General features: G+C 47.8%; 14 protein-coding genes, 1 tRNA gene, 3 rRNA genes and 1 pseudogene. All 19 read left to right on the forward strand.

The window, feature by feature from the left end; genetic code table 11:
• Positions 1-73: 73 nt before the first annotated feature.
• Positions 74-1,399, forward strand: coding sequence for a site-specific integrase (locus tag CIC07_RS03040; RefSeq protein WP_076360159.1), 1,326 nt, complete (start codon positions 74-76; stop codon positions 1,397-1,399).
• Positions 1,389-3,473 (forward strand): hypothetical protein, encoded by a 2,085-nt coding sequence (locus tag CIC07_RS03045; protein WP_076360161.1) that lies wholly within the window; start codon positions 1,389-1,391, stop codon positions 3,471-3,473. Before CIC07_RS03040 ends, CIC07_RS03045 begins: the two co-directional genes overlap by 11 nt.
• 5 nt (positions 3,474-3,478) lie before the next feature.
• Positions 3,479-5,122, forward strand: a complete 1,644-nt coding sequence (locus CIC07_RS03050) for a hypothetical protein (protein WP_076360163.1) — start codon at positions 3,479-3,481, stop codon at positions 5,120-5,122.
• The gene (locus CIC07_RS03055; protein ID WP_076360165.1) at positions 5,112-5,876 is read left to right on the forward strand and encodes a hypothetical protein; all 765 of its coding nucleotides are present in this window, start codon (positions 5,112-5,114) and stop codon (positions 5,874-5,876) included. Before CIC07_RS03050 ends, CIC07_RS03055 begins: the two co-directional genes overlap by 11 nt.
• A gap of 9 nt (positions 5,877-5,885) precedes the next feature.
• Positions 5,886-6,947, forward strand: coding sequence for a zinc-ribbon domain-containing protein (locus CIC07_RS03060; protein WP_076360167.1), 1,062 nt, complete (start codon positions 5,886-5,888; stop codon positions 6,945-6,947).
• Positions 6,948-7,262: 315 nt separating this feature from the next.
• Positions 7,263-7,709, forward strand: coding sequence for a hypothetical protein (locus tag CIC07_RS03065; protein WP_076360169.1), 447 nt, complete (start codon positions 7,263-7,265; stop codon positions 7,707-7,709).
• Position 7,710: 1 nt separating this feature from the next.
• A complete protein-coding gene (locus CIC07_RS03070; protein ID WP_076360171.1) occupies positions 7,711-7,938 on the forward strand; it encodes a helix-turn-helix transcriptional regulator in 228 nt (75 codons plus the stop codon).
• The gene (locus CIC07_RS03075; RefSeq protein ID WP_076360173.1) at positions 7,913-8,644 is read left to right on the forward strand and encodes a DUF4386 domain-containing protein; all 732 of its coding nucleotides are present in this window, start codon (positions 7,913-7,915) and stop codon (positions 8,642-8,644) included. The genes CIC07_RS03070 and CIC07_RS03075 overlap by 26 nt, the downstream gene beginning before the upstream one ends.
• Before the next feature lie 33 nt (positions 8,645-8,677).
• The gene (locus CIC07_RS03080) at positions 8,678-9,595 is read left to right on the forward strand and encodes an NAD(P)-dependent alcohol dehydrogenase (protein WP_076360175.1); all 918 of its coding nucleotides are present in this window, start codon (positions 8,678-8,680) and stop codon (positions 9,593-9,595) included.
• 253 nt (positions 9,596-9,848) lie between these two features.
• Positions 9,849-10,862, forward strand: a pseudogene (gene ligA, locus CIC07_RS03085) (NAD-dependent DNA ligase LigA); the annotation flags it as partial.
• Between the two features lie 434 nt (positions 10,863-11,296).
• Positions 11,297-12,842: ribosomal RNA gene (locus CIC07_RS03090) — 16S ribosomal RNA — on the forward strand.
• Between the two features lie 152 nt (positions 12,843-12,994).
• Positions 12,995-13,070: transfer RNA gene (locus tag CIC07_RS03095), tRNA-Ala, on the forward strand.
• Between the two features lie 220 nt (positions 13,071-13,290).
• Positions 13,291-16,219 (forward strand): 23S ribosomal RNA (locus tag CIC07_RS03100).
• Positions 16,220-16,394: 175 nt separating this feature from the next.
• Positions 16,395-16,511: ribosomal RNA gene (rrf, locus tag CIC07_RS03105) — 5S ribosomal RNA — on the forward strand.
• Together the 16S, 23S and 5S rRNA genes with 1 tRNA gene alongside form the textbook arrangement of a ribosomal RNA operon.
• Positions 16,512-16,752: 241 nt before the next feature.
• Positions 16,753-17,928 (forward strand): GNAT family N-acetyltransferase, encoded by a 1,176-nt coding sequence (locus CIC07_RS03110; protein ID WP_076360183.1) that lies wholly within the window; start codon positions 16,753-16,755, stop codon positions 17,926-17,928.
• A gap of 332 nt (positions 17,929-18,260) precedes the next feature.
• The gene (locus CIC07_RS03115; RefSeq protein WP_048743656.1) at positions 18,261-18,725 is read left to right on the forward strand and encodes a CtsR family transcriptional regulator; all 465 of its coding nucleotides are present in this window, start codon (positions 18,261-18,263) and stop codon (positions 18,723-18,725) included.
• Between the two features lie 27 nt (positions 18,726-18,752).
• On the forward strand, positions 18,753-19,268 hold the full coding sequence (gene mcsA / locus CIC07_RS03120; RefSeq protein ID WP_076360185.1) for a protein-arginine kinase activator protein McsA: 516 nt from the start codon (positions 18,753-18,755) through the stop codon (positions 19,266-19,268).
• Between the two features lie 73 nt (positions 19,269-19,341).
• Positions 19,342-20,427, forward strand: a complete 1,086-nt coding sequence (gene mcsB / locus CIC07_RS03125) for a protein-arginine kinase McsB (protein WP_076360187.1) — start codon at positions 19,342-19,344, stop codon at positions 20,425-20,427.
• The gene (gene clpC, locus CIC07_RS03130) at positions 20,424-22,889 is read left to right on the forward strand and encodes an ATP-dependent protease ATP-binding subunit ClpC (protein ID WP_076360189.1); all 2,466 of its coding nucleotides are present in this window, start codon (positions 20,424-20,426) and stop codon (positions 22,887-22,889) included. Before mcsB ends, clpC begins: the two co-directional genes overlap by 4 nt.
• Positions 22,890-23,009: the final 120 nt, after the last annotated feature.

A 23,009-nucleotide genomic window follows, 5' to 3' on the forward strand; every position in this document is an offset into this window, starting at 1 on the left:
AAACGAATCTTCGAGCTCGAACCTAAGAGGTTCTGCTTGGACCCCTGTATTCAGAGGGAGGGAAGTGACTTATATGATGAACAAGATTCAAATATCAGAACATTTGATGTTTGCCCCGTATCAATACAATTGGATAGAAGAAGACGGAATAAAACATGAATGGTCCTTAATTTCAATACAACTAGATAGAACATTGATAAGATTGACTGACTATCATAAGTATGTTGGTGCGGTTAATGGGTCTGAATACGCTTATTATATTGATAATGACTCTGTCAGAAGAGTATGCAATTTTCTTACATATGCTCTTTTTAAACATTATGGCAGATATAAAGTAAAAAGGATTACGGATATACCGTTTCAATCCGCTGTGGATTATATAAATGAATATTCTAAGACGAAGAGTTCTATGGGGAATTACCCAAGTATGCAATCTGTTGAAAAAGAGAGATATGCTATTTGTCATTTCATGAAGAATCTAAAAGAGAAAAGATCTGATTATGATGAGCATTATTATGTTAGAAAGGTTTTGGTGGAAACTACAAGTACAAATAAATTGAAAGGTAAAAAGAGAAGCAGAGCTGTTTGGGAATATGAGATACCGGCGAAATATTTAGGTGATTCGAGTTACGGTTTATTGAGAGATATTCCACAGAAAGCGATACCTATCCTTTTAAGAGCAGTAAAACGGGAAGAGCCAGAGTTGGTATTAGCCGTTTTGCTTCAGCTTTGTGCAGGGATTAGAGAAGGTGAAATAGTAAATATTCGTAGGGCGAATAGTATTTACCCTAATGGAATCCGCTATGTGAAAGAAAACGGAAAATTTACAAGTTTTGAAGTTGATTTAAATAAGGAATATGTATTAAGAAGTGACGGAAAGAAAACTGGTAAAATTAAAATTAAACGCACACAATCTATCTATCCGATTTTCCTTGAAGTAATACAAGAAGCATATGAAGAGCACTTAAAAATGATACATGAAAAATACTTAGAGCCTGAAGCTCCATTGTTTGTTAATAGTAGTATAAATGCGAAAACCGGAAAAAGAATGGCCATTTCTAAACAATCATACTGTAAAAAGATTGTTAATATTATGCGAGAAATTGTTCTTCCTGAACTACTAAGATCCGACGATATTGAATTAAAAGTGTTTGGTATGATGCTTAATGAGAGCAATTGGGGGTTACACGCGTTTAGGCATTGGTTTACAGTACAGCTCGTATTAAATGGTGAAGATATAAACGGAATTGCTTTCTGGCGTGGTGATTCTTCTCTTGAAACGGCATTAACATATTTACAAAATAAGGGGGAGATAATGCGTCAGTACGAAAAAGCAAGTGAAGAGGTTGGAAATGATATTATAAACGCTATTAATAAGGAAGACTTCTATGGATTATAAAATGATAGATGGAACTGAACGTATTTCAATAAATATGTCATCGGCACATTTTGGTATTTCTGCAGAAACATTAATGCGCAATATGAAGGCAATGGGAATCAGTATTATCAAGTATCAGAATGTGGCTTATATGTCTAAAGTAGACTTTGAAGAAGCCGACAGATTAGATAAATCAATGATTGGCTTAAAGGATGTTATATCAGAATGTATTAATGAATATGAAGATATAACGGTCGATTTTACAAACAGAGAGAGCCAAGCGAAATACAGTGAACTGCATTCGTTTTTTACAGGGTTAAATTATTTCGGGATTACAGTAAGACACAGACTAATTTCAAAACCATATAATCCAATAGTATTTTATATAAATAAGGACGATAAGGAACAATTCAAAAGCAAAATAGTTTTAAAACTAAAATTATATAATAAAACAAAAGATGAGAAATTAAGAATTCTTCTAGAAGATGATTTCTTTAGTTGTAATCATAAAACTAAGACGGCGTTGATGAAACTTGCAAAGAATAGCCCGCGCGATATGGAAAACGCCATTAATGAGCTGGCAAACTTTTTAAGATCAACCTGTAAAAAAGAAATAAATCAATATAACGATGAAGAAATCTCTACATATATGGAGTTTGCAGCAGATAATATTACAAAGAATGCCAACATACTATTCTCAAATCTTATATTCAATATAAGCCAAACGGATAAATGTTCATTCTCTATAATTAACCAGTTCGATGAACGTGTAGGTGTTGTTAAAAAAGATAGTAGTGCATATGATGATGCTGTTTATTTAAAATTAGCATATATGGTTTTTAATGAAGAATATTGGAAAGAAAAGGATATGTTGATCAAAGCATCAGATAGTAAACCTCTAGCAACAACGTGGTTATATCATGCAATGCATTATGTTTGCGCTTGGCGTAAAGCAGATATTGTAAATAACATTCCGCATGTAACTTTAAACGTTGAGCCGGATGAAATAATTAGAATGGTCAAGGAGCATGATTATAGTGAAGCAACTTGGATTCCATATGTTAATGAGTTAGTAGTAAGAGTTGGGTTTGAAAGTAAAAAACCACGAAAATCAAAAAGGCATGAGAACTCACCTAATTTAAAGATGTATATCCCTGAAAGTTTAAGATCAACAATTGGCATGCTTCTAGCATTATGCGAAGCTCATTCGATATTGGAGGGAAAAGGGAGCCCCATATGCCGGCACCCTAATAATGTCAAGTATGCCGATGAATTGTTTGGAACAGATTATACTAGTTTATTTGCCGGAAGATTAATATCAAATAGAAAAGCTAATAAGGCATATATGGAAAGAATCATGGAAAGCGGTGACAAAAATAATAACAATGGTTATTTGCTAGCTTCCTATGCCAGAAGCCATAAGGGAGGCTTAGGGTCATTACCAGAAGTAACATCCAAATATCTTAAAGCAAAGATGGACGGGTATTCTGTTGACGATATTACTAGAATTCTTTTTGAACGAGGTGTTTGTAGTTTTGTTCCTTATTTATTGTGCAGTGCTTTGTATGATAATGAATTTGAAAAAAAACATATAGACAAACAAACAGAAACCATAAAAGAGCTTGGAATGATACCACATGAAATAGAGTTGCTTCTGCAAACAGACGAAAAAGTCGAATTAAAAGCGAAACAGACAATATCGGAAATAATTAAGTACATAAGTGATGAAAATGCAACAGAGATTGTGGGAAATGCATTGAAGGAAATTGCTGATGGTAGATGCGTAGGGAAGAATGAAGATGTATATTGCATTAGAAAGGCATTTGGAGAAGAGTGTAACATGCCTAATAGGGAACATTGCATAGGTTGTGGTTCGGAAATGTATTTAAAAACATTCCTGAGCGATCTTCATAATGAAATAAAAGTGGATAGAATGAAATTTGAAAATGCGAAAACTAAAGCTGAAAGATTAAAATGGAAGGCGATTTTAGAAAACAAGTTGTATCCTGCTGCCTATGAAGTTTTAACGTCAATGAAGTATATCTATAAACAGGATATAACAGAATATCAAAGACTTTTCTTGGGGGAGGATTAAAGGCGATGTTAGCATTAATCACTCAAAATAAAAATATTAACCGGCATAAAGTGGTTTCAACAATAGGCACTGAAGAGAAGGAAATTGCTTTGGAAAAATTTGAAATCTATCAAAAAGATGGTATTATACAAACCGAATTTAACGATGATGCATGGATTCTATCTGATGAAAAGGATTCGGTTACTTTAGATTTTACTTTTGATGAAGTGTATGTAAAAAAGTATATGAATCATTATTCTGTAACGGAATTTAAAGAAGTATTGAAATGCTTTATTAGTTTTTGTATAGGACAGTACATTATAGGCACTTTGCAAGAATTGGTACATAACATTAAAGAGTTGTTATACAATACGGAATGCTTAACGAAAATCCCTACAAAGCGCTATTTATTATTTAAAACAGGAATTCAAGATTTTATTGAATTAATGCCCTTTACCTCAGAAGATATTATCCTTGAGGAAGAACGATATAAATATAATTATGTAAAAAGAAGAGATTTAGCAGAATATCAGAGCTATTTTTTATTCGGAAGAATACTGGAGGAGTATTGGAAGAGCAATGCGACTATCGATGAAAAAACATTCTTTTACCCGATTTATTTATGGTGGAATATCACCATGATACTTCCGGTGCGAGTCACTGAGTTTACCTTAATACCAAAAGAATGTGTAGAGGGCAGAAGTGGGGTCCAGTATCTTAAAATAAGAAGATCAAAAATGAAAGGCAACGCAAGTAGAAATAGAAATATTACTTATAAGATAGATGAGGATTATAAGATTTATGAGTATGCTGTTTCGAATGAAATAGCAGCAATGATTTCCGATTACAAGAAACTGGTAAAGGATTATAAAGAATCAAACATAGATTCATTGTTTGTTAATGAAGTATATGTAAATGCAAGTAACCGGCTTAAAGATCATGGTTTCTTTCATACAAAACATTTTTCTAGGTTATTAGATGTTTTTTATTGTGATGTTATTGAGAAATATTATAACTATAGAGTAATTCCAAAAGATAAATTAAAAGAGACAAATATTGTTGGCGAGGCATATAAATTGAAAGTTAATGAAATAGTGAAGATTTCATTAGGTGATTCTAGACATATAGCTATGCAGAATATGCTTCTTAACGGAGCCAATATTCTTATGGCAAAAGAAATTACAGGTCACGAAAATGTAGATATGATATTTCATTATTCAGGTAACATGAAAAACCTCATAAAATGTAAGGCGTACAGCTTATTTGAGTTGTCAAAAAGAAAAGAAATTATTGTTGAATCAGTAGCAGGTAACGGCAAAGATTTTATAATACGTGGAGGCGAATTAGCAAACTTCGTTGAAAATGATCAAGGGAGATGCTATTCACCATTATTTATCGAAGGGAATATGGAAGATTGCTATGCAGTCGCGGGTGATTGCGATATATGCAGGTATATTCAAGGTAATAAGAACCGAAAAGAATTGATAAAAAAACAGGAACTAAAAGTGGAAGAAAGATTAAAAAGACTTAAAAGGTGGATATCTTCTGAGAAGGAATATAGAAATACGGATGAATATGTGATTTTGAAAAGTCAATTAAAGGCGAGTGTTGAAAATTTAATAAATGCGTATGTTGAAGAATTGGGGGGAGGGGACATGAATGACAAATAAAATGGGAAGACCTAAAGCTTATGCGACAGAAGAAATAAAGAACATAATTGACTCTTATTTGGCTTATACGGGAGGAACAGTCTTCTTAAATGCCTCTAAAATTGCTAAATACGCGAATGACGAATTGGAATTACCCAATTTCAAGTACTACGTTATTAATAGGGATCCAGAAGCAAAAGAATATTTAGAGGGTCTGAATGGGAGAATAACAGGCCTTTCTGATAAGAAAATACTAATTACAAAATCTGTATTTACTCAAATTGATATAAATAGTTATCTTTCTATGAAAAAGGATGATTTAAAGGTTGCGTTAAGTAACCTTAATGTTCTGCTCGAAGATATGTCAAATGCAAATACAGAGCTTATTAAAGAAAATTTAAAAATAAAAACTCGGGTTCAAGAAAAAGATACAGAAATAAGAAGAATGAATAAAGAGATTGTTGAAAAATATGCTGAATATCAAAAACGCGTGGAAGCTTCTAAAGAAATGCTGGATGAACAAAAACGAAAGATACAGGAATTAACCATAAAAGTGAAGCAACAAGACGAACTGGCACATATATTATGGGATAGGGAAGCTGAAAAAATATTAAAGAAAAATGGTGTTTTTGAAGATGATGGCGTTGAATTAACTGAAGATAGGGTGATTGCAGATGTCGATGCTGACATCATAGAGATAGTAAAAGATACTTTCCCTAATATTGAAGATGATAAAATAAGTTATGAGTTAATAAACAGAATAAAAAATATATAGGAGTTTAACATGAGTTCAAGGAAGTACATAGTAAACGATTACCCGAGTATATCCAGAGAGTATAATAAAGAGAAGAATTCAGTTCCAGTGGAAGATATTTATGCTAGTTACCCGGATCCAGTTTGGTGGAAATGCGAAAAAGGCCATGAATGGAAAGCCTTGGTTAAAAATAGGGCAGTCCGTGATCATGGTTGCATCTATTGTACTGGTCAGGTCCCGATAGTTGGAGAAAATGATTTTTCAACAACAGAACCCCTTTTGGCAAAAGAATGGCATTCTACCAAAAATGGGAAATTTACACCGCAGATGGCTATGCGCGGATCTTCTAAAAAAGTTTGGTGGGAATGTGAAAAGGGGCATGAATGGGAAGCGGCAATACACTCAAGGGCTAGCGGAAATGGATGCCCGTACTGTTCTGGTAGAATAGCGGTTAGGGGCGAAAATGACTTAGAAACTTTACATAAGGACATAGCTTCTGAATGGCATACTATAAAGAATGGAAAATTAAAACCTTATGAATTTAAAGAGAAGAGCAACAAAAAAGTTTGGTGGCAGTGTAAGGAAGGACATGAATGGAATGACGTTATATGTGAAAGGGTAAGCAATAGAAAAAAGTGTCCATTCTGTAATAACACGGCTGTCATCCCTGATATAAACAGTTTTAAAGCATTAGAACCGGAAGCAGCAAGTTATTGGGATTATGATTCGAATGGCGATTTAAAGCCGGAAAACTTTTTTCCACACAGCAATAAAGAGGTTAATTGGATTTGCGGGAAGCACAAATGGAATGAAAGAATTGGCTCAATGACAAAAAGAAAGAAATGCCCTTTTTGCTCTGGGGCAAGAATCTCAGAAGAAGATTCAATATTCAATAAGTATCCAATGCTTTTAATCGAATTTGATCATGATAAAAATGTTGGGATAAATATAAATTCAATTTCAGAAGGTTCCAGCAAAATGATCTGGTGGAAATGCAAAAAAGGACATAGTTGGCTTGCTCCAACGGAACGAAGGGTAAAAGGTTCAAAGTGCCCATATTGCGCAGGAAAAAAGTCGATATATTCTATATGATAATCTTGTGTATATTTCGGCGGTAGAGAGCCATTGGGCTAATCTGTGAGGGCCATCTTGTTAATAAAACAGAGCCATGATGTTAATGTTCAGAGTCACTTGAAGGACTAATATGAACGGGCAAAATAGATTAAGATTAGTCGCGCTGAATCGTACCACAAGTGACGGCAAGTAATCACCCTAGCCAATCGACCTAGCCGGATCACGACCTATTCAGGGGTGATTCGGTTTTTTTGTACGACAAAGTTGACTTAATGTAAAGTTTGATATTCATTATGTTTAGCGGGTTTGACTTTGATGAAGGCGGTGTCGTATATGACCTATCAAGAAAAGAAGAGTATTGTATCGTTAATCAGTTCCATTCTCATTTTTGCAGCTTATTGCTTGTACAGGTACCCGCAGTATCCTGAAGGGGTAATGGATTCAAAGGAAGTCTTCCATTACTGGGGGTCCTTCGTACTCGTTTTGACCGTGGTCACTATCGCAGCGCATATCGTGATCAGCATCGTTTTTAACATCGTTTTCCGAATGACGACAGGTGAAAAGGAACCTTCATTCGCGGATGAACTTGATAAGCTTATTGACTTGAAAGCCTTCCGCAATTCTTTTTTCGTGTTTGTCATCGGTTTTCTTGTGGCTATGGGTTCCCTGGTTATGGATCAGCCCTCGAAGGTGATGTTCATCATCTTGATCGCCTCCGGCTTTCTTTCGGATGTAACGGGATCCCTATCGAGACTGTATCACTACAGGAGAGGAGTCTAAGATGGGTAAAAATTTTGTCGGCAACCATATCAGAAAATTACGATTTAACCACAATGAGATGACCCAGCAGCAGTTAGCCGACATGGCGGGCGTAACCAGACAAACGATCGTAGCCCTGGAGAAGGGCAACTATTCACCGTCTTTGGAGTTGGCTTTTCGAATTGCTCGTGCCTTTAACTTGCCGTTGGAGGAAGTATTCTTCTATGGGGAAAATACGGAAAAGGGATGATGAAAATGAATTTTCAAACAAGACGGCATCAAAAATTGTAGGTGTTCTGTTTATCCTTGCAGCCGTTACATCAATCATAGGAGGGCTTATCTTATACAAACCAATCCTAAATGATCCCGATTACCTGGTTCAAGGTTCCGCGCACGCTAACGAGGTGGTGCTTGGCGCGGTTATGGAATTGATCCTTGTCATTTCGGCGGTAGGCACTGCAACCACCATGTTTCCTTTTTTACGGAAATTTAATGAAACGATTGCTCTTTGGCATGTTTGTTTCCGGTTTTTGGAGGCTATTGTTATTACGGTAGGGGTCATCAGCGTACTGTCCCTGTTGGCCTTAAGCCAGGACTATGTAGCAGCGGGGTCCCCGGATATCGCGTCTTATCAGGTTTCGGGTACATTGCTAAAAGCAGTGCATGACTATACATTTTTGCTTGGACCTAATTTTTTTCTGGGAATTAATACGATGATGTATAGTTATATCTTTTATAAGTCAAAGCTTGTACCCAGGTTCATCCCCATATTGGGTTTGACAGGGTCAGCATTGATCTTTCTTGCAGCCTTATTAGAAATGTTCGGGGTCATTGATCAAGTCTCTGCTTGGGGGGCGATCTTGGCGCTTCCGATATTCGCCAATGAAATGACCCTTGCGGTGTGGCTCATCACGAAAGGGTTTAATGGATCTGCAGTCCATTTAAGCAAACACTAGAATGGAAAATAGCATAATCAAGGAGGGGCAAGGATGATAGCAATTGTATATGCCAAATACGGATCGCCCGATGTTCTTCATCTCAAGGAGGTAGAGAAACCTACACCCAAGGACAATGAAATACTGGTCAGAATATATGCGACAACGGTAACGGCGGGGGACTGGCGCATGCGAAAGGCCGACCCATTCCTTTCAAGACTGTACAATGGTCTTCTAAGGCCCAAAAAAGTAACGATATTGGGGTTTGAGTTAGCTGGGGAAGTTGAAGCCGCAGGCAAAGATGTAACACGATTTAAGATCGGTGATCAAGTATTTGCGTTTTGTGGTTTTGGCTTCGGTGCATATGCCGAGTACAAATGTTTGCCTGAAGATGGAATAGTGGTCATCAAACCGGTCAATGTGAGCTATGAGGAGGCTGCCGCTGTTCCCATCGGGGGAATAACCGCGTTTAATTCTCTTAGGAAGGGGAATATCGCGAGTGGAATGAAGGTTCTTATTTATGGAGCCTCTGGAAGTGTAGGTACTTATGCGGTGCAGCTTGCCAAATATTACGGGGCAGATGTAACAGGGGTATGCAGTACCGCCAATCTTGAGATGGTGAGATCTATAGGAGCCGATCGGGTCATAGATTATACGAAACAGGATTTCACGACGCTTGGTGAAAGCTATGACTTAATCTTTGATGCCGTCGGGAAACAGATATCGAAAATCAAAAAATCGACATTCAAGAAAGCACTGCGTACGAACGGAAAATATGTGAATGTGCATCTGTCACAAAAGCCTCGCGTTGAAGACCTCATATTCCTCCAAGAGCTACTTGAGGCCGGTAAAATTAAACCAGTCATCGATAGACGCTATTCGTTGGAACAAATTCCCGACGCCCATCGTTATGTCGAACAAAAACATAAGAAGGGGAATGTCGTCGTAAACGTGAGAGAAATTTGCCGTTAGTGACAGCGCGGCGAACCGTATCACATATATGTGGTAAAGCGTAGAAGGTTGATTAAACTCTAACGGGAGACGATAGTTAAACTGGTACACGGAGAGCCATTCTTCGATTGATGGCTCTCCCGTTTAACGTCATGGCTCTCACTTATTAACCCCACGGCTCTGCCACGCCGAAATATTCACTTGCGAGTATAATACAAAACCTTAATCTAGATGTCTGTTTTTAAACAAAAGTCAAAAATAAAAAATATGCTTATCGGGTAAAGTGACCCCGCTCGCGCGGGTGGAGCCCGTGGAGCTGGCCGGCGTCACGGTGCAGAACTGCACCCTCAACAATACCGGGGATATCGAGCGCAAGGGGCTGAAGCACGCTCTCGGCACCCGCGTCTTCATCCGGCGTTCCAACGACGTCATTCCCGAGATTCTCGGCAGAGCAGATGAAGAAGAGCAAGGGGAGGAAATTGTCTATCCCGAGACATGCCCGGCCTGCGGCACGCCCCTTGTGCAGCGCGGAGCCCATCTGTTCTGCGAGAACCGTCTCGGCTGCAAGCCTCAGATCATCGCCCGGATCACTCATTTCTCCTCCAGAGACGCCATGGACATCGAGACGTTCAGCGTCATGACGGCTGAGCAGCTGCTGGATTCCTGCGAGGTTCATGATCCGGCCGATCTGTACGATCTCGGTTATGACGATCTGATCAAGCTGGAGCGGTTCGGGGACAAAAAGGCGCGCAATCTAATGGATGCGATCGAGAAGTCCAAAGACCGCGACCTGGCTTCCTTCCTCAACGCTCTCGGCATTCCGAACACGGGCAAAGCGACCACGCGCATGCTGGCCGACCATTACGGCAGCCTCGACGCCATCATGGCAGCAACGGCAGAGGAGCTCACCGCTTTGCCGGATGTCGGCGGCATCGTGGCGGAGAGCATCGTCGGCTTCTTCAAGGAGCCGCTTATTATGGAGAGCATTCGCCGCATGCGGGAGAAGGGCGTCAAGGCGGAGGCGGACAAGGTCGAGCCGATTGCCGTGGACAGTCCGTTCAGCGGAAAGACGGTCGTGCTGACCGGCACGCTGCACACGATGACGCGGGATGAAGCCGGGCGCCGTCTGGAGGCGCTGGGAGCCAAGGTAAGCGGGAGCGTCTCCAAGAAGACCGATTTCGTGCTTGCCGGCGAGAGCGCCGGGAGCAAGCTCGACAAGGCTCGTGCCTTGGGCGTAGCTGTCATCGAGGACGAGCAGGAGATACGCCGGCTGCTTGGCATGGATTGAAGCGGACGGAAGCATAGCCCGCGGAAGCCTCGATGCTCCCTGAACGGGAGAAGAGAAGGAACCGAAAAGGGGACGCCCCTTTCCGGTTCCTTTCGTTTTTCTCTTAAGCGTCTGAACCGTCAGCAAGGCCCCTTGATCATGGGGTGGAAAATCAAATCGACATTTTTTTGATTTAGGGGTTGCATATGGTTTGGAGACTGTGGTATATTACTTCTTGTCGCTTCGGCGGCACGGCAAAAACAACGGCGAACGGAAACAAAAAAGAAAAACAAGCTGTTGACAAGGAATGCTCTGTATGATAAAGTATTCTCTTGTGACCAACCAAGTTCTTTGAAAACTGAACAAATGATTAAGCTATAAATTCGACAACGTTTTACAATGAGCAAGTCAAACACCTTGAAGCACTTCTTCGTCCTTCGGACACGAAGTCTTCTTTTATGGAGAGTTTGATCCTGGCTCAGGACGAACGCTGGCGGCGTGCCTAATACATGCAAGTCGAGCGGATCTTGTCCTTCGGGACAAGGTTAGCGGCGGACGGGTGAGTAACACGTAGGCAACCTGCCCTCAAGACTGGGATAACCTCCGGAAACGGATGCTAATACCGGATATGCGGTTTCTCCTCCTGGAGAGATCGGGAAAGACGGAGCAATCTGTCACTTGGGGATGGGCCTGCGGCGCATTAGCTAGTTGGTGAGGTAACGGCTCACCAAGGCGACGATGCGTAGCCGACCTGAGAGGGTGATCGGCCACACTGGGACTGAGACACGGCCCAGACTCCTACGGGAGGCAGCAGTAGGGAATCTTCCGCAATGGACGCAAGTCTGACGGAGCAACGCCGCGTGAGTGAGGAAGGCCTTCGGGTCGTAAAGCTCTGTTGCCAGGGAAGAACGGGTGGAAGAGTAACTGCTTCCGCCATGACGGTACCTGAGAAGAAAGCCCCGGCTAACTACGTGCCAGCAGCCGCGGTAATACGTAGGGGGCAAGCGTTGTCCGGAATTATTGGGCGTAAAGCGCGCGCAGGCGGCTTTGTAAGTCCGGTGTTTAATCTTGGGGCTCAACCCCAAGTCGCACGGGAAACTGCAAGGCTTGAGTGCAGAAGAGGAAAGTGGAATTCCACGTGTAGCGGTGAAATGCGTAGAGATGTGGAGGAACACCAGTGGCGAAGGCGACTTTCTGGGCTGTAACTGACGCTGAGGCGCGAAAGCGTGGGGAGCAAACAGGATTAGATACCCTGGTAGTCCACGCCGTAAACGATGAATGCTAGGTGTTAGGGGTTTCGATACCCTTGGTGCCGAAGTTAACACAATAAGCATTCCGCCTGGGGAGTACGCTCGCAAGAGTGAAACTCAAAGGAATTGACGGGGACCCGCACAAGCAGTGGAGTATGTGGTTTAATTCGAAGCAACGCGAAGAACCTTACCAGGTCTTGACATCCCCCTGAATCTGCTAGAGATAGCAGCGGCCTTCGGGACAGGGGAGACAGGTGGTGCATGGTTGTCGTCAGCTCGTGTCGTGAGATGTTGGGTTAAGTCCCGCAACGAGCGCAACCCTTGATTTTAGTTGCCAGCACCTCGGGTGGGCACTCTAGAATGACTGCCGGTGACAAACCGGAGGAAGGCGGGGATGACGTCAAATCATCATGCCCCTTATGACCTGGGCTACACACGTACTACAATGGCCGGTACAACGGGCCGCGAAGCCGCGAGGCGGAGCCAATCCTAAAAAGCCGGTCTCAGTTCGGATTGCAGGCTGCAACTCGCCTGCATGAAGTCGGAATTGCTAGTAATCGCGGATCAGCATGCCGCGGTGAATACGTTCCCGGGTCTTGTACACACCGCCCGTCACACCACGAGAGTTTACAACACCCGAAGTCGGTGGGGTAACCCGCAAGGGAGCCAGCCGCCGAAGGTGGGGTAGATGATTGGGGTGAAGTCGTAACAAGGTAGCCGTATCGGAAGGTGCGGCTGGATCACCTCCTTTCTATGGAGAATCGCTTTCTGCAACGGAAGCATTCAAAACCGAGGCATCGCCAGATGCCTCACGAGAAACCTTCGGGTTTCAAAACCGTCGAATTTAAAGTCCTGAAAATGGACTGGCTTAAATCATTTGTTCAGCTTTGATGGAATTTGCCTGGGGCCATAGCTCAGCTGGGAGAGCGCCTGCCTTGCAAGCAGGAGGTCAGGAGTTCGATCCTCCTTGGCTCCACCATGCAACCACCATCGCAAGTTTTATGGAATGTCTTTATAGAGGTTATCCTCTGTATGAGAGATCTCCGTAAATACAATTTTTATTGGAAGTGTCTTTTGCTGAGGTCACACTCGGTAGGCGGCCCGACCGTAAAAACACTTGTTCCTTGAAAACTGGATACGAACCAATAAGAAATGCTGAAACATCCTTAGCTGTTTCTTAACCAGGCTATACAGCCTCAGGTTAAGCTACTAAGAGCGCACGGAGGATGCCTAGGCGCCAGAAGCCGATGAAGGACGTGGCGAACCACGATAGGCCTCGGGGAGCTGTAAGCAAGCGTTGATCCGGGGATTTCCGAATGGGGAAACCCAGCTGGAGTAATGTCCAGTTACTGCAGAGTGAATACATAGCTCTGCGTGAGGCATACCAGGGGAACTGAAACATCTAAGTACCCTGAGGAAGAGAAAACAATAGTGATTCCGTCAGTAGCGGCGAGCGAACGCGGATTAGCCCAAACCAGGAGGCTTGCCTCCTGGGGTTGTGGGACGTCTCACATGGAGTTACAAAGGAATGGGTTAGGCGAAGAGGTCTGGAAAGGCCCGCTACAAGAGGTAAAAGCCCTGTACCCAAAAGTCCATTCCCTCCGAGACGGATCCCGAGTACCGCGAGACACGTGAAACCTCGTGGGAATCCGGCAGGACCATCTGCCAAGGCTAAATACTCTCTGGCGACCGATAGTGAAGCAGTACCGTGAGGGAAAGGTGAAAAGCACCGCGGGAGCGGAGTGAAATAGAACCTGAAACCGTGCGCTTACAAAAAGTCAGAGCCCTCTATATGGGTGATGGCGTGCCTTTTGTAGAATGAACCGGCGAGTTACGTTCACGTGCAAGGTTAAGTCGGGAAGACGGAGCCGCAGCGAAAGCGAGTCTGAATAGGGCGCCATAGTACGTGGATGTAGACCCGAAACCGTGTGATCTACCCCTGTCCAGGGTGAAGGTGCGGTAACACGCACTGGAGGCCCGAACCCACGAATGTTGAAAAATTCGGGGATGAGGTGGGGGTAGCGGAGAAATTCCAATCGAACTCGGAAATAGCTGGTTCTCCCCGAAATAGCTTTAGGGCTAGCCTCGGTGTTGAGCATGCTGGAGGTAGAGCACTGATTGGGTGCGGGGCCCGCCAAGGGTTACCAAGTCCAGTCAAACTCCGAATGCCAGTCATGTATAACCGGGAGTCAGACGGTGAGTGCTAAGATCCATCGTCAAGAGGGAAACAGCCCAGATCATCAGCTAAGGTCCCCAAGTGTGTGTTAAGTGGGAAAGGATGTGGAGTTGCCCAGACAACCAGGATGTTGGCTTAGAAGCAGCCACCATTTAAAGAGTGCGTAATAGCTCACTGGTCGAGTGACTCTGCGCCGAAAATGTAACGGGGCTAAACACACCACCGAAGCTATGGCATGTACTTTAGAGTACTTGGGTAGGGGAGCGTTGTGTATAGGTTGAAGTCAGACCGCAAGGACTGGTGGACAGTACACAAGTGAGAATGCCGGTATGAGTAACGAAAAGATCAGTGAGAATCTGATCCGCCGTAAGCCTAAGGGTTCCTGAGGAAGGTTCGTCCGCTCAGGGTAAGTCGGGACCTAAGGCGAGGCCGAAAGGCGTAGTCGAAGGACAACAGGTTGATATTCCTGTACCACCGTAAGCCGTTACGAGCAATGGAGTGACGCAGAAGGGTAGTGACGCGGACCGATGGATGTGTCCGTCCAAGCAGTGAGGCTGGTTTGTTGGCAAATCCGCAAACCGTAAGGCTGGGCTGTGATGGGGAGGGAAATTTTAGTACCGAAGGTCATGATCTCCAGCTGCCAAGAAAAGCTTCTAGCCAGGCGAAGGTGCCCGTACCGCAAACCGACACAGGTAGGCGAGCAGAGCATGCTAAGGCGCGCGGAGTAACTCTCGTTAAGGAACTCGGCAACATGACCCCGTAACTTCGGGAGAAGGGGTGCCTCGGTAGGGTGAATAGCCCGAGGGGGCCGCAGTGAAAAGGCCCAAGCGACTGTTTAGCAAAAACACAGGTCTGTGCGAAGCCGTAAGGCGAAGTATACGGGCTGACGCCTGCCCGGTGCTGGAAGGTTAAGGGGAGCGGTTAGGGGCAACCCGAAGCTGTGAACCGAAGCCCCAGTAAACGGCGGCCGTAACTATAACGGTCCTAAGGTAGCGAAATTCCTTGTCAGGTAAATTCTGACCCGCACGAATGGCGTAACGACTTGGGCGCTGTCTCAACGAGAGATCCGGTGAAATTTTAATACCTGTGAAGATGCAGGTTACCCGCGACAAGACGGAAAGACCCCATGGAGCTTTACTGCAGCTTGATATTGGACTTTGGTACGATCTGTACAGGATAGGTGGGAGCCTAGGAAGCCGGAGCGCCAGCTTCGGTGGAGGCACCGTTGGGATACCACCCTGATCGTATCGGAGTTCTAACCTGGTACCGTGAAACCGGTACAGGGACCGTGTCAGGCGGGCAGTTTGACTGGGGCGGTCGCCTCCTAAAATGTAACGGAGGCGCCCAAAGGTTCCCTCAGAATGGTTGGAAATCATTCGCAGCGTGCAAAGGCATAAGGGAGCTTGACTGCGAGACCTACAAGTCGAGCAGGGACGAAAGTCGGGCTTAGTGATCCGGTGGTACCGAATGGAAGGGCCATCGCTCAACGGATAAAAGCTACCCTGGGGATAACAGGCTTATCTCCCCCAAGAGTCCACATCGACGGGGAGGTTTGGCACCTCGATGTCGGCTCATCGCATCCTGGGGCTGAAGTAGGTCCCAAGGGTTGGGCTGTTCGCCCATTAAAGCGGTACGCGAGCTGGGTTCAGAACGTCGTGAGACAGTTCGGTCCCTATCTGTCGTGGGCGCAGGAAATTTGAGAGGAGCTGTCCTTAGTACGAGAGGACCGGGATGGACGTACCGCTGGTGTACCAGTTGTTCCGCCAGGAGCACCGCTGGGTAGCTACGTACGGACGGGATAAGCGCTGAAAGCATCTAAGCGCGAAGCCCCCCTCAAGATGAGATTTCCCAGTATGTAAGACCCCTGGTAGACGACCAGGTTGATAGGTTCGGGGTGGAAGCGCAGCAATGCGTGCAGCTGACGAATACTAATCGGTCGAGGGCTTATCCTATGGATCAAGCATCACGGGAGATCGTCGCAAGACGATGAACGTGGGCGAGACATGGCGAGAATGAATCCGAATACGATTCGCTGGTCATGTAAGAAAAAGCAAATGGACTCAGCATCCATCCTATTGGTTCGATCCAGTTTTCAAGGCGCAAGCCACGTCTTGAACACGCGTAACGTTTGGTGGCGATGGCGGAAGGGAACCACGCGTACCCATCCCGAACACGACCGTTAAGCCTTCCAGCGCCGATGGTACTTGGACCGCAGGGTCCTGGGAGAGTAGGACGTCGCCAAGCACAGAGTGAAGCCTGATCCGCGAGCAATCGCCGATCAGGCTTTTTTTGATTTTTTTCCTCAAGAAAGCATTCCTGCCATGGAGAGCTTAAACCCAAATGAACCTTAAAAACGTGTAAAGCTAAGGGGGGAAACCGTTTGCGGCGTTTAAAATGAACCCTATTAAAAGGATGCAAGTGGGAAAAAAATACAATATGTGTCATAATACATCTATACCTAACATCTTGGGGAAGCGGGTGCAGGATGAAGATCAGAACTTTGAAGCCGGAAGAATTCGATGAACATATGAAGCTTAGCCAATACGCCTTTCAAATGGAGCTTTCCGCTGAGGAGCTGGAGCAGGCCAAGGCAAGAGCCAAGTGCGAGGAAGTTATCGTAGGTGTCGAGCAGGAACGTATCGTTTCCCAGGTCAGAATCATTCCCTTCGAGGTGAACTGGAACGGCATCGTGCTGAAGATGGGCGGAGTCTCTTCTGTCGCAAGCTGGCCGGAATCGAGGCGCTCCGGGCATGTGGGCAAGCTGCTCCGTCATGCAATGGAAGAGATGAAAGCGAACGGCCAGTCCATTTCTATGCTGGCGCCGTTTTCGATCGGATTTTACCGCAAATACGGCTGGGAGCTGTTCATCGACCGGGTCAAGTACACCTTGGCGACGGACAAGCTGCCTCAACGGATGCACAACAACGGCAAAGTCGAACGGATACAAGTGCGTGATCATGCCGAGCTGCTGGGCATCCTTTACGAGACCTATTCGGAGGGCTTCAATGGAACGCTGGCCAGAACGGCGGATTGGTGGGAGCATTCGGTCTTCAAGCGGAAGCAGGGAAGTGCGGTGCTGTACCGGACCCAGAACGGAACGCCGGAAGGATATGCCCTCTACAAGGTGAAGGACAGGCGTCTCGACATCCATGAGCTCGTCTATCTGACCGAAGAGGCGAGGGTGGGGCTGTGGAATTTCTTCAGCAATCATGATTCCATGATCGAATCCGCTGTTCTGCACACCTATTCGGGGGATCCGCTGCCTTATCAGCTCACCGATCCGCGCATCGAGCAGAGCATCCATCCTTATTTCATGGTTCGCATCGTCGATGTCCAATGGCTCGTCAAGCAGCTTCCGTTCCAGCCTGGAGTCCGGGATCAGTTCGTCCTCCAGATTCATGACGAGGATGCATCCTGGAATGACGGCTTGTGGATGCTGGACATCACGGATGAGGGCAAGGGCAGCCTTTCCCGATATCAGGATGGAACTTCGTCCAAACGGCTGGATCTCTCCATCGGAACTTTGGCCTCCCTTCTTATCGGATACAAGTCCGCCCGGGATTTGCAGCAGATGGATCATATCTCCGGTCCGCGCTCGGAGGCCGTCCGTCTGGGCAGCCGGATCCCTGACGCGATGACGAATTTCATGGACTTCTTCTAGCCGGAGTATAAAGCGGGCCGTCTTATCCCAAGCTGGTAACGACAGCAGGGCGAGGCGGCTTTTCCTATATAGTTGGCAGCAGTGGAAGTTCCCTTGACCTTTTCTGAAAAAGGAGTATAATCAAGGTATAAGTCAAAGAAAGTCAAAGTCAGTTGAGTCTGATCCAGCCTTATGCAAGGCGAAGATCCTTTTCTTCCGGTTCCCGTTCGCGGGTCGTAATTTGCGCCGATGAGGGAATGCTACAGGGACGCATCCGGCCTTTGGCTGTTTGGCTTCTAACCGCAATTCAAGAAAAATCCTGAAGGTGCCCCCGGCATAGGGAGGTGGGTGATATGCGAAACATTTCCGATGCATTGGAGCAGCATTTGAAGCAGCTGCTTCAGGACAGTCCCGAAGGTGCGGTGGAAATACAGCGCAACGAATTGGCGGACAGCTTCTCCTGCGTGCCGTCGCAGATCAATTATGTCATCAGTACCCGCTTCACGCTCGAGAAGGGATACCTCGTGGAGAGCAAGCGAGGGGGAGGAGGCTATATCCGAATCCAACGGATCGAGCTGCCTGCGCTCAAAGCCATCCACGGCCATATTCATCATACGATCGGCAATCAAGTCGATCAAAGCGCCGCCGAAGGACTTATTTACCAATTGGAGGAAGCTTTGTTCATTTCCAAGCGAGAGGGAAGCCTGCTCCGGGCGGCTGTATGCCGGGAGTCCATCGCAATCAAGCTGCCGCAGCGCGACGAGCTTCGGGCCAGGCTGCTGAAGGCGATGCTCATCTCGCTTCTGGGTAAGCAATAGAGAAGGACCGGTGAGGAGGGACGCGGCATGCTTTGTCAGGAATGCGGCAAAAGGCCGGCAACGCTTCATTTTACCAAGATCGTCAACGGAGAGAAGACGGAGTTCCATATTTGCGAAGCCTGCGCCCGCGAAAGGGGAGAGGGCATTCCGGGAGCTCCCAACGGCTTTTCCATCCACAGCCTGCTGTCGGGGCTTATGGATTTCGAGCCTGCGGCAAGCTTGGCAGGGACGAAGCAGGCGGTGCCGCGCTGCGAGGAATGCGGTCTTACGTATTCGCAGTTCTCCAAGCTCGGAAGGTTCGGCTGCAGCTCCTGCTACAAGCATTTCGGGGAAAGGCTCGATCCTCTGCTGAAGAGAGTGCATGGCAATACGGTTCATGTCGGCAAGATTCCCCGCCGCTCGGGCGGACGGATTCAAACGCAGAGGGAAATCGACCGGCTGAGGCAGGAAATGAAGAGCTCGATCCAGAAAGAAGAGTTCGAAGCCGCCGCCAAGCTCAGGGACGAGATCCGCGAGCTGGAGAAGCAGATCAAGGAAGCCTGATGGTTGGAAGCATCCAGATAGACATCACAAGCGCAGCTTCCGCAAGGCGGCTGCACGGTAGGGAGGGATTGGATTGGCAGCCAACCGGTTTGCCCAGAAGGCGCTGAGCGAGTGGATGAAGGGAGACGGACCCGATTCGGATATCGTCTTCAGCAGCCGGGTAAGAATCGCCCGCAACCTGCACAATTATCCCTTTCCGATTCTGGCCACCAGCCAGCAGTCCGCGGAAGTCATGAGCAAGCTTGCTTCCGTGGCGCAGGAAGGGAAGCTTGAGCCGATCGGCCCGTTCGAGACGGTCGTGCTTTCGGATCTCAGCGAGCTTGAGCGCAGGGTGCTGGTGGAGAAGCATCTGATCAGTCCCGCGCTGGCGAACGAGGCCCGTGCGGGAGCGGTCGTCATGAGCGAGAACGAATCCGTCAGCATTATGATTAACGAAGAGGATCATTTGCGCATCCAATGTTTATATCCGGGTTTCCAGGTCCAGGAGGCATGGAAGCTGGCCAGCAAAATCGACGACATTTATGAGGAGGCCGTCGACTATGCTTTTGATGAGAGACGCGGATTTCTGACCAGCTGTCCCACCAACGTGGGAACCGGCATCCGCGCATCCGTCATGATGCATCTGCCGGCGCTCGTGCTCACGCAGCAGATCAACCGGATCCTCTCCGCCATCACCCAAGTGGGGCTGGCCGTGAGGGGGCTCTACGGCGAGGGAAGCGAGGCGCTCGGCAATCTGTTCCAGATTTCCAACCAGATCACTCTGGGCCAGTCCGAGGATGAGATCATCGACAATCTGCATGGCGTCGTCAGGCAGATCATCGAGCATGAAAAGGCGGCCCGCGAGCGTCTGCAGGCGGAGTCCCGCCTGCGGCTCGAGGATCGTGTGATGAGATCTTACGGCATCCTGTCGCATGCCGCGATCATGGATTCCAAGGAATCGGCCCAGAGATTGTCGGATGTTCGGCTTGGCATCGATCTGGGCATGATTCGGGAAGTTTCCCCGCAGGTTATGAATGAGTTGATGGTAATGACCCAGCCTGGCTTCCTGCAGCAGGCATTCGAGGAGAAATTGAATACGGAGCAGCGCGATGCAAGGCGCGCGGAGCTGATCCGCAGCCGGCTGCTCCCTGTAACCCATGATGGAGGTGCTTACGAATGATGTTTGGACGATTTACGGAACGTGCGCAGAAGGTGCTTGCTCTCGCCCAGGAAGAGGCGGTGCGGCTTGGACATAACAATATCGGCACGGAGCATATTCTGCTCGGCCTCATTCGGGAAGGCGAAGGCATCGCGGCCAAAGCTCTGATCGCGCTCGGCCTGGGACTCGAGAAAATACAGGATGAGGTGGAATCGCTCATCGGCCGCGGCCAAGAGCAGCCCAGCAACATCGCCTACACGCCCCGTGCGAAGAAGGTCATCGAGCTGTCCATGGACGAAGCCCGCAAGCTGGGGCACACGTACGTCGGCACGGAGCATATCCTGCTCGGCTTGATCCGCGAAGGCGAAGGCGTGGCCGCCCGCGTGCTGAACAACCTCGGCATCAGCCTGAACAAGGCGCGGCAGCAAGTGCTGCAGCTGCTCGGCAGCAGCGAGGCGGTATCGAGCAACCACGGAGCGCCGGCCAACGTCAGCACGCCGACCCTGGACGGCTTGGCACGCGACCTGACAGCCTCCGCCCGTGAAAACAACCTGGATCCGGTCATCGGACGCAGCAAGGAGATCGAGCGCGTCATCCAGGTTCTCAGCCGCCGGACGAAGAACAATCCTGTGCTGATCGGCGAGCCCGGCGTCGGCAAGACGGCGATCGCCGAAGGCCTGGCGCAGAAGATCATCGCCAACGAAATTCCCGAGACGCTTCGCGACAAGCGCGTCATGACGCTGGATATGGGCTCCGTCGTGGCAGGCACCAAGTATCGCGGCGAATTCGAGGACCGGCTCAAGAAGATCATGGATGAGATCCGTCAAGCGGGCAACATCATCCTGTTCATCGACGAGCTGCACACCCTGATCGGAGCCGGCGGCGCGGAAGGCGCCATCGACGCCTCCAACATCCTGAAACCGGCGCTCGCCCGCGGCGAGCTGCAGTGCATCGGCGCCACCACGCTCGACGAGTACCGCAAGTACATCGAGAAGGATGCCGCCCTCGAGCGCCGCTTCCAGCCGATCACGGTGGATCAGCCTACTCCGGACGAAGCGATCCAGATCCTGCATGGACTTCGCGACCGTTACGAAGCCCATCACCGCGTGAAAATCACGGATGAATCCATCGTGGCTGCAGTCAAGCTGTCCGACCGGTACATCACCGACCGCTTCCTGCCGGACAAAGCGATCGATCTGATCGACGAAGCCAGCTCCAAGGTCCGCCTGCATACCTATACGATCCCGCCGGATCTGAAGCAGATGGAAGGGCGCCTCGACGAGGTGCGCAAGGAGAAGGATGCGGCAGTCCAGAGCCAGGAATTCGAGAAGGCCGCGGCGCTCCGCGACACGGAGCAGAAAATTCGCGAAGAGCTCGATACGACAAAAAACACGTGGAAAGAAAAGCAGGGACGCACGGATTCCGAAGTAACGCCGGAGGACATCGCTCAGGTCGTCGCCAACTGGACGGGTATCCCGGTCAGCAAGCTGGCTGAGGAAGAAACCGAGCGCTTGCTGAAGATGGAAGAGATCCTGCACAGCCGCCTCATCGGCCAGGAGGATGCCGTCAAGGCCGTCTCCCGCGCCGTTCGCCGCTCCCGTGCCGGACTCAAGGATCCGAAGCGTCCGATCGGCTCCTTCATCTTCCTCGGTCCTACCGGCGTCGGCAAAACCGAGCTGGCACGCGCTCTGGCCGAAGCGATGTTCGGCGACGAGAATGCGGTCATCCGCATCGACATGTCGGAATATATGGAGAAGCACTCCACCTCCCGCCTCGTCGGCGCTCCTCCGGGATATGTCGGTTATGAGGAAGGCGGCCAGCTGACCGAGAAGGTCCGCCGCAAGCCATACTCCGTCGTGCTGCTGGACGAAATCGAGAAGGCGCATCCGGAAGTGTTCAATATTCTGCTGCAGGTGCTGGAGGACGGCCGCTTGACCGATTCCAAAGGCCGCGTGGTCGATTTCCGGAATACGCTGATCATCATGACGTCCAACGTCGGCGCCGACCAGATCAAGCGCAACTCAACGCTCGGATTCACGGCCCAGCATGATGCCGGACGCGAGTTCAACCAGATGAAGGAAAAGGTCATGGGCGAGCTGAAGAAAAGCTTCCGTCCCGAATTCCTGAACCGGATCGACGAGTCCATCGTGTTCCACTCCCTCGGAGAGGAGCATATCGCCCGCATCGTGACGCTGATGTCCGACGAGCTGCGCAAGCGGCTGCGCGAGCAGGAAGTCGACTTCGATCTCACGGACAAAGCGAAGGACTTCTTGGCCAAGGAAGGCTTCGATCCTGCCTATGGCGCGCGTCCGCTGCGCCGTGCGATCCAGAAGCATATCGAGGACCGGCTGTCCGAAGAGCTGCTGATGGGCAATATCAAGAAAGGCGATATGCTGGTCATCGACGAGGAGAACGGCGGGCTGACCGTCAAGCCTCATCCGGAGCAGCATAAAGCCGAGCCGGAAGAGACGGCAGCGAAGTAAACCGCCAGCCTTGCCGGTGTCGAAGGGCCGAACGGCTGATGCCGGGGCCTTCGGAAGAACTTTCAAAAAAGCCTTCGTTCCATTTTGGAACGAAGGCTTTTTCTTTCCAGCGGGAAGGGC

The sequence above is a fragment of the Paenibacillus sp. RUD330 genome (genome assembly GCF_002243345.2).
Lineage (GTDB): Bacteria > Bacillota > Bacilli > Paenibacillales > Paenibacillaceae > Paenibacillus_O.

Excerpts from the sequence above, each read along its gene's own strand:
- CIC07_RS03045 (WP_076360161.1), top strand. The coding sequence starts at position 1,389 with ATGGATTATAAAATGATAGATGGAACTGAACGTATTTCAATAAATATG.
- CIC07_RS03055 (WP_076360165.1), top strand. The coding sequence starts at position 5,112 with ATGACAAATAAAATGGGAAGACCTAAAGCTTATGCGACAGAAGAAATA.
- clpC (WP_076360189.1), top strand. The coding sequence starts at position 20,424 with ATGATGTTTGGACGATTTACGGAACGTGCGCAGAAGGTGCTTGCTCTC.
- CIC07_RS03040 (WP_076360159.1), top strand. The coding sequence starts at position 74 with ATGATGAACAAGATTCAAATATCAGAACATTTGATGTTTGCCCCGTAT.
- CIC07_RS03075 (WP_076360173.1), top strand. The coding sequence starts at position 7,913 with ATGGGGAAAATACGGAAAAGGGATGATGAAAATGAATTTTCAAACAAG.
- CIC07_RS03065 (WP_076360169.1), top strand. The coding sequence starts at position 7,263 with ATGACCTATCAAGAAAAGAAGAGTATTGTATCGTTAATCAGTTCCATT.
- CIC07_RS03080 (WP_076360175.1), top strand. The coding sequence starts at position 8,678 with ATGATAGCAATTGTATATGCCAAATACGGATCGCCCGATGTTCTTCAT.
- CIC07_RS03050 (WP_076360163.1), top strand. The coding sequence starts at position 3,479 with ATGTTAGCATTAATCACTCAAAATAAAAATATTAACCGGCATAAAGTG.
- CIC07_RS03110 (WP_076360183.1), top strand. The coding sequence starts at position 16,753 with ATGAAGATCAGAACTTTGAAGCCGGAAGAATTCGATGAACATATGAAG.
- CIC07_RS03115 (WP_048743656.1), top strand. The coding sequence starts at position 18,261 with ATGCGAAACATTTCCGATGCATTGGAGCAGCATTTGAAGCAGCTGCTT.
- mcsA (WP_076360185.1), top strand. The coding sequence starts at position 18,753 with ATGCTTTGTCAGGAATGCGGCAAAAGGCCGGCAACGCTTCATTTTACC.
- CIC07_RS03070 (WP_076360171.1), top strand. The coding sequence starts at position 7,711 with ATGGGTAAAAATTTTGTCGGCAACCATATCAGAAAATTACGATTTAAC.
- CIC07_RS03060 (WP_076360167.1), top strand. The coding sequence starts at position 5,886 with ATGAGTTCAAGGAAGTACATAGTAAACGATTACCCGAGTATATCCAGA.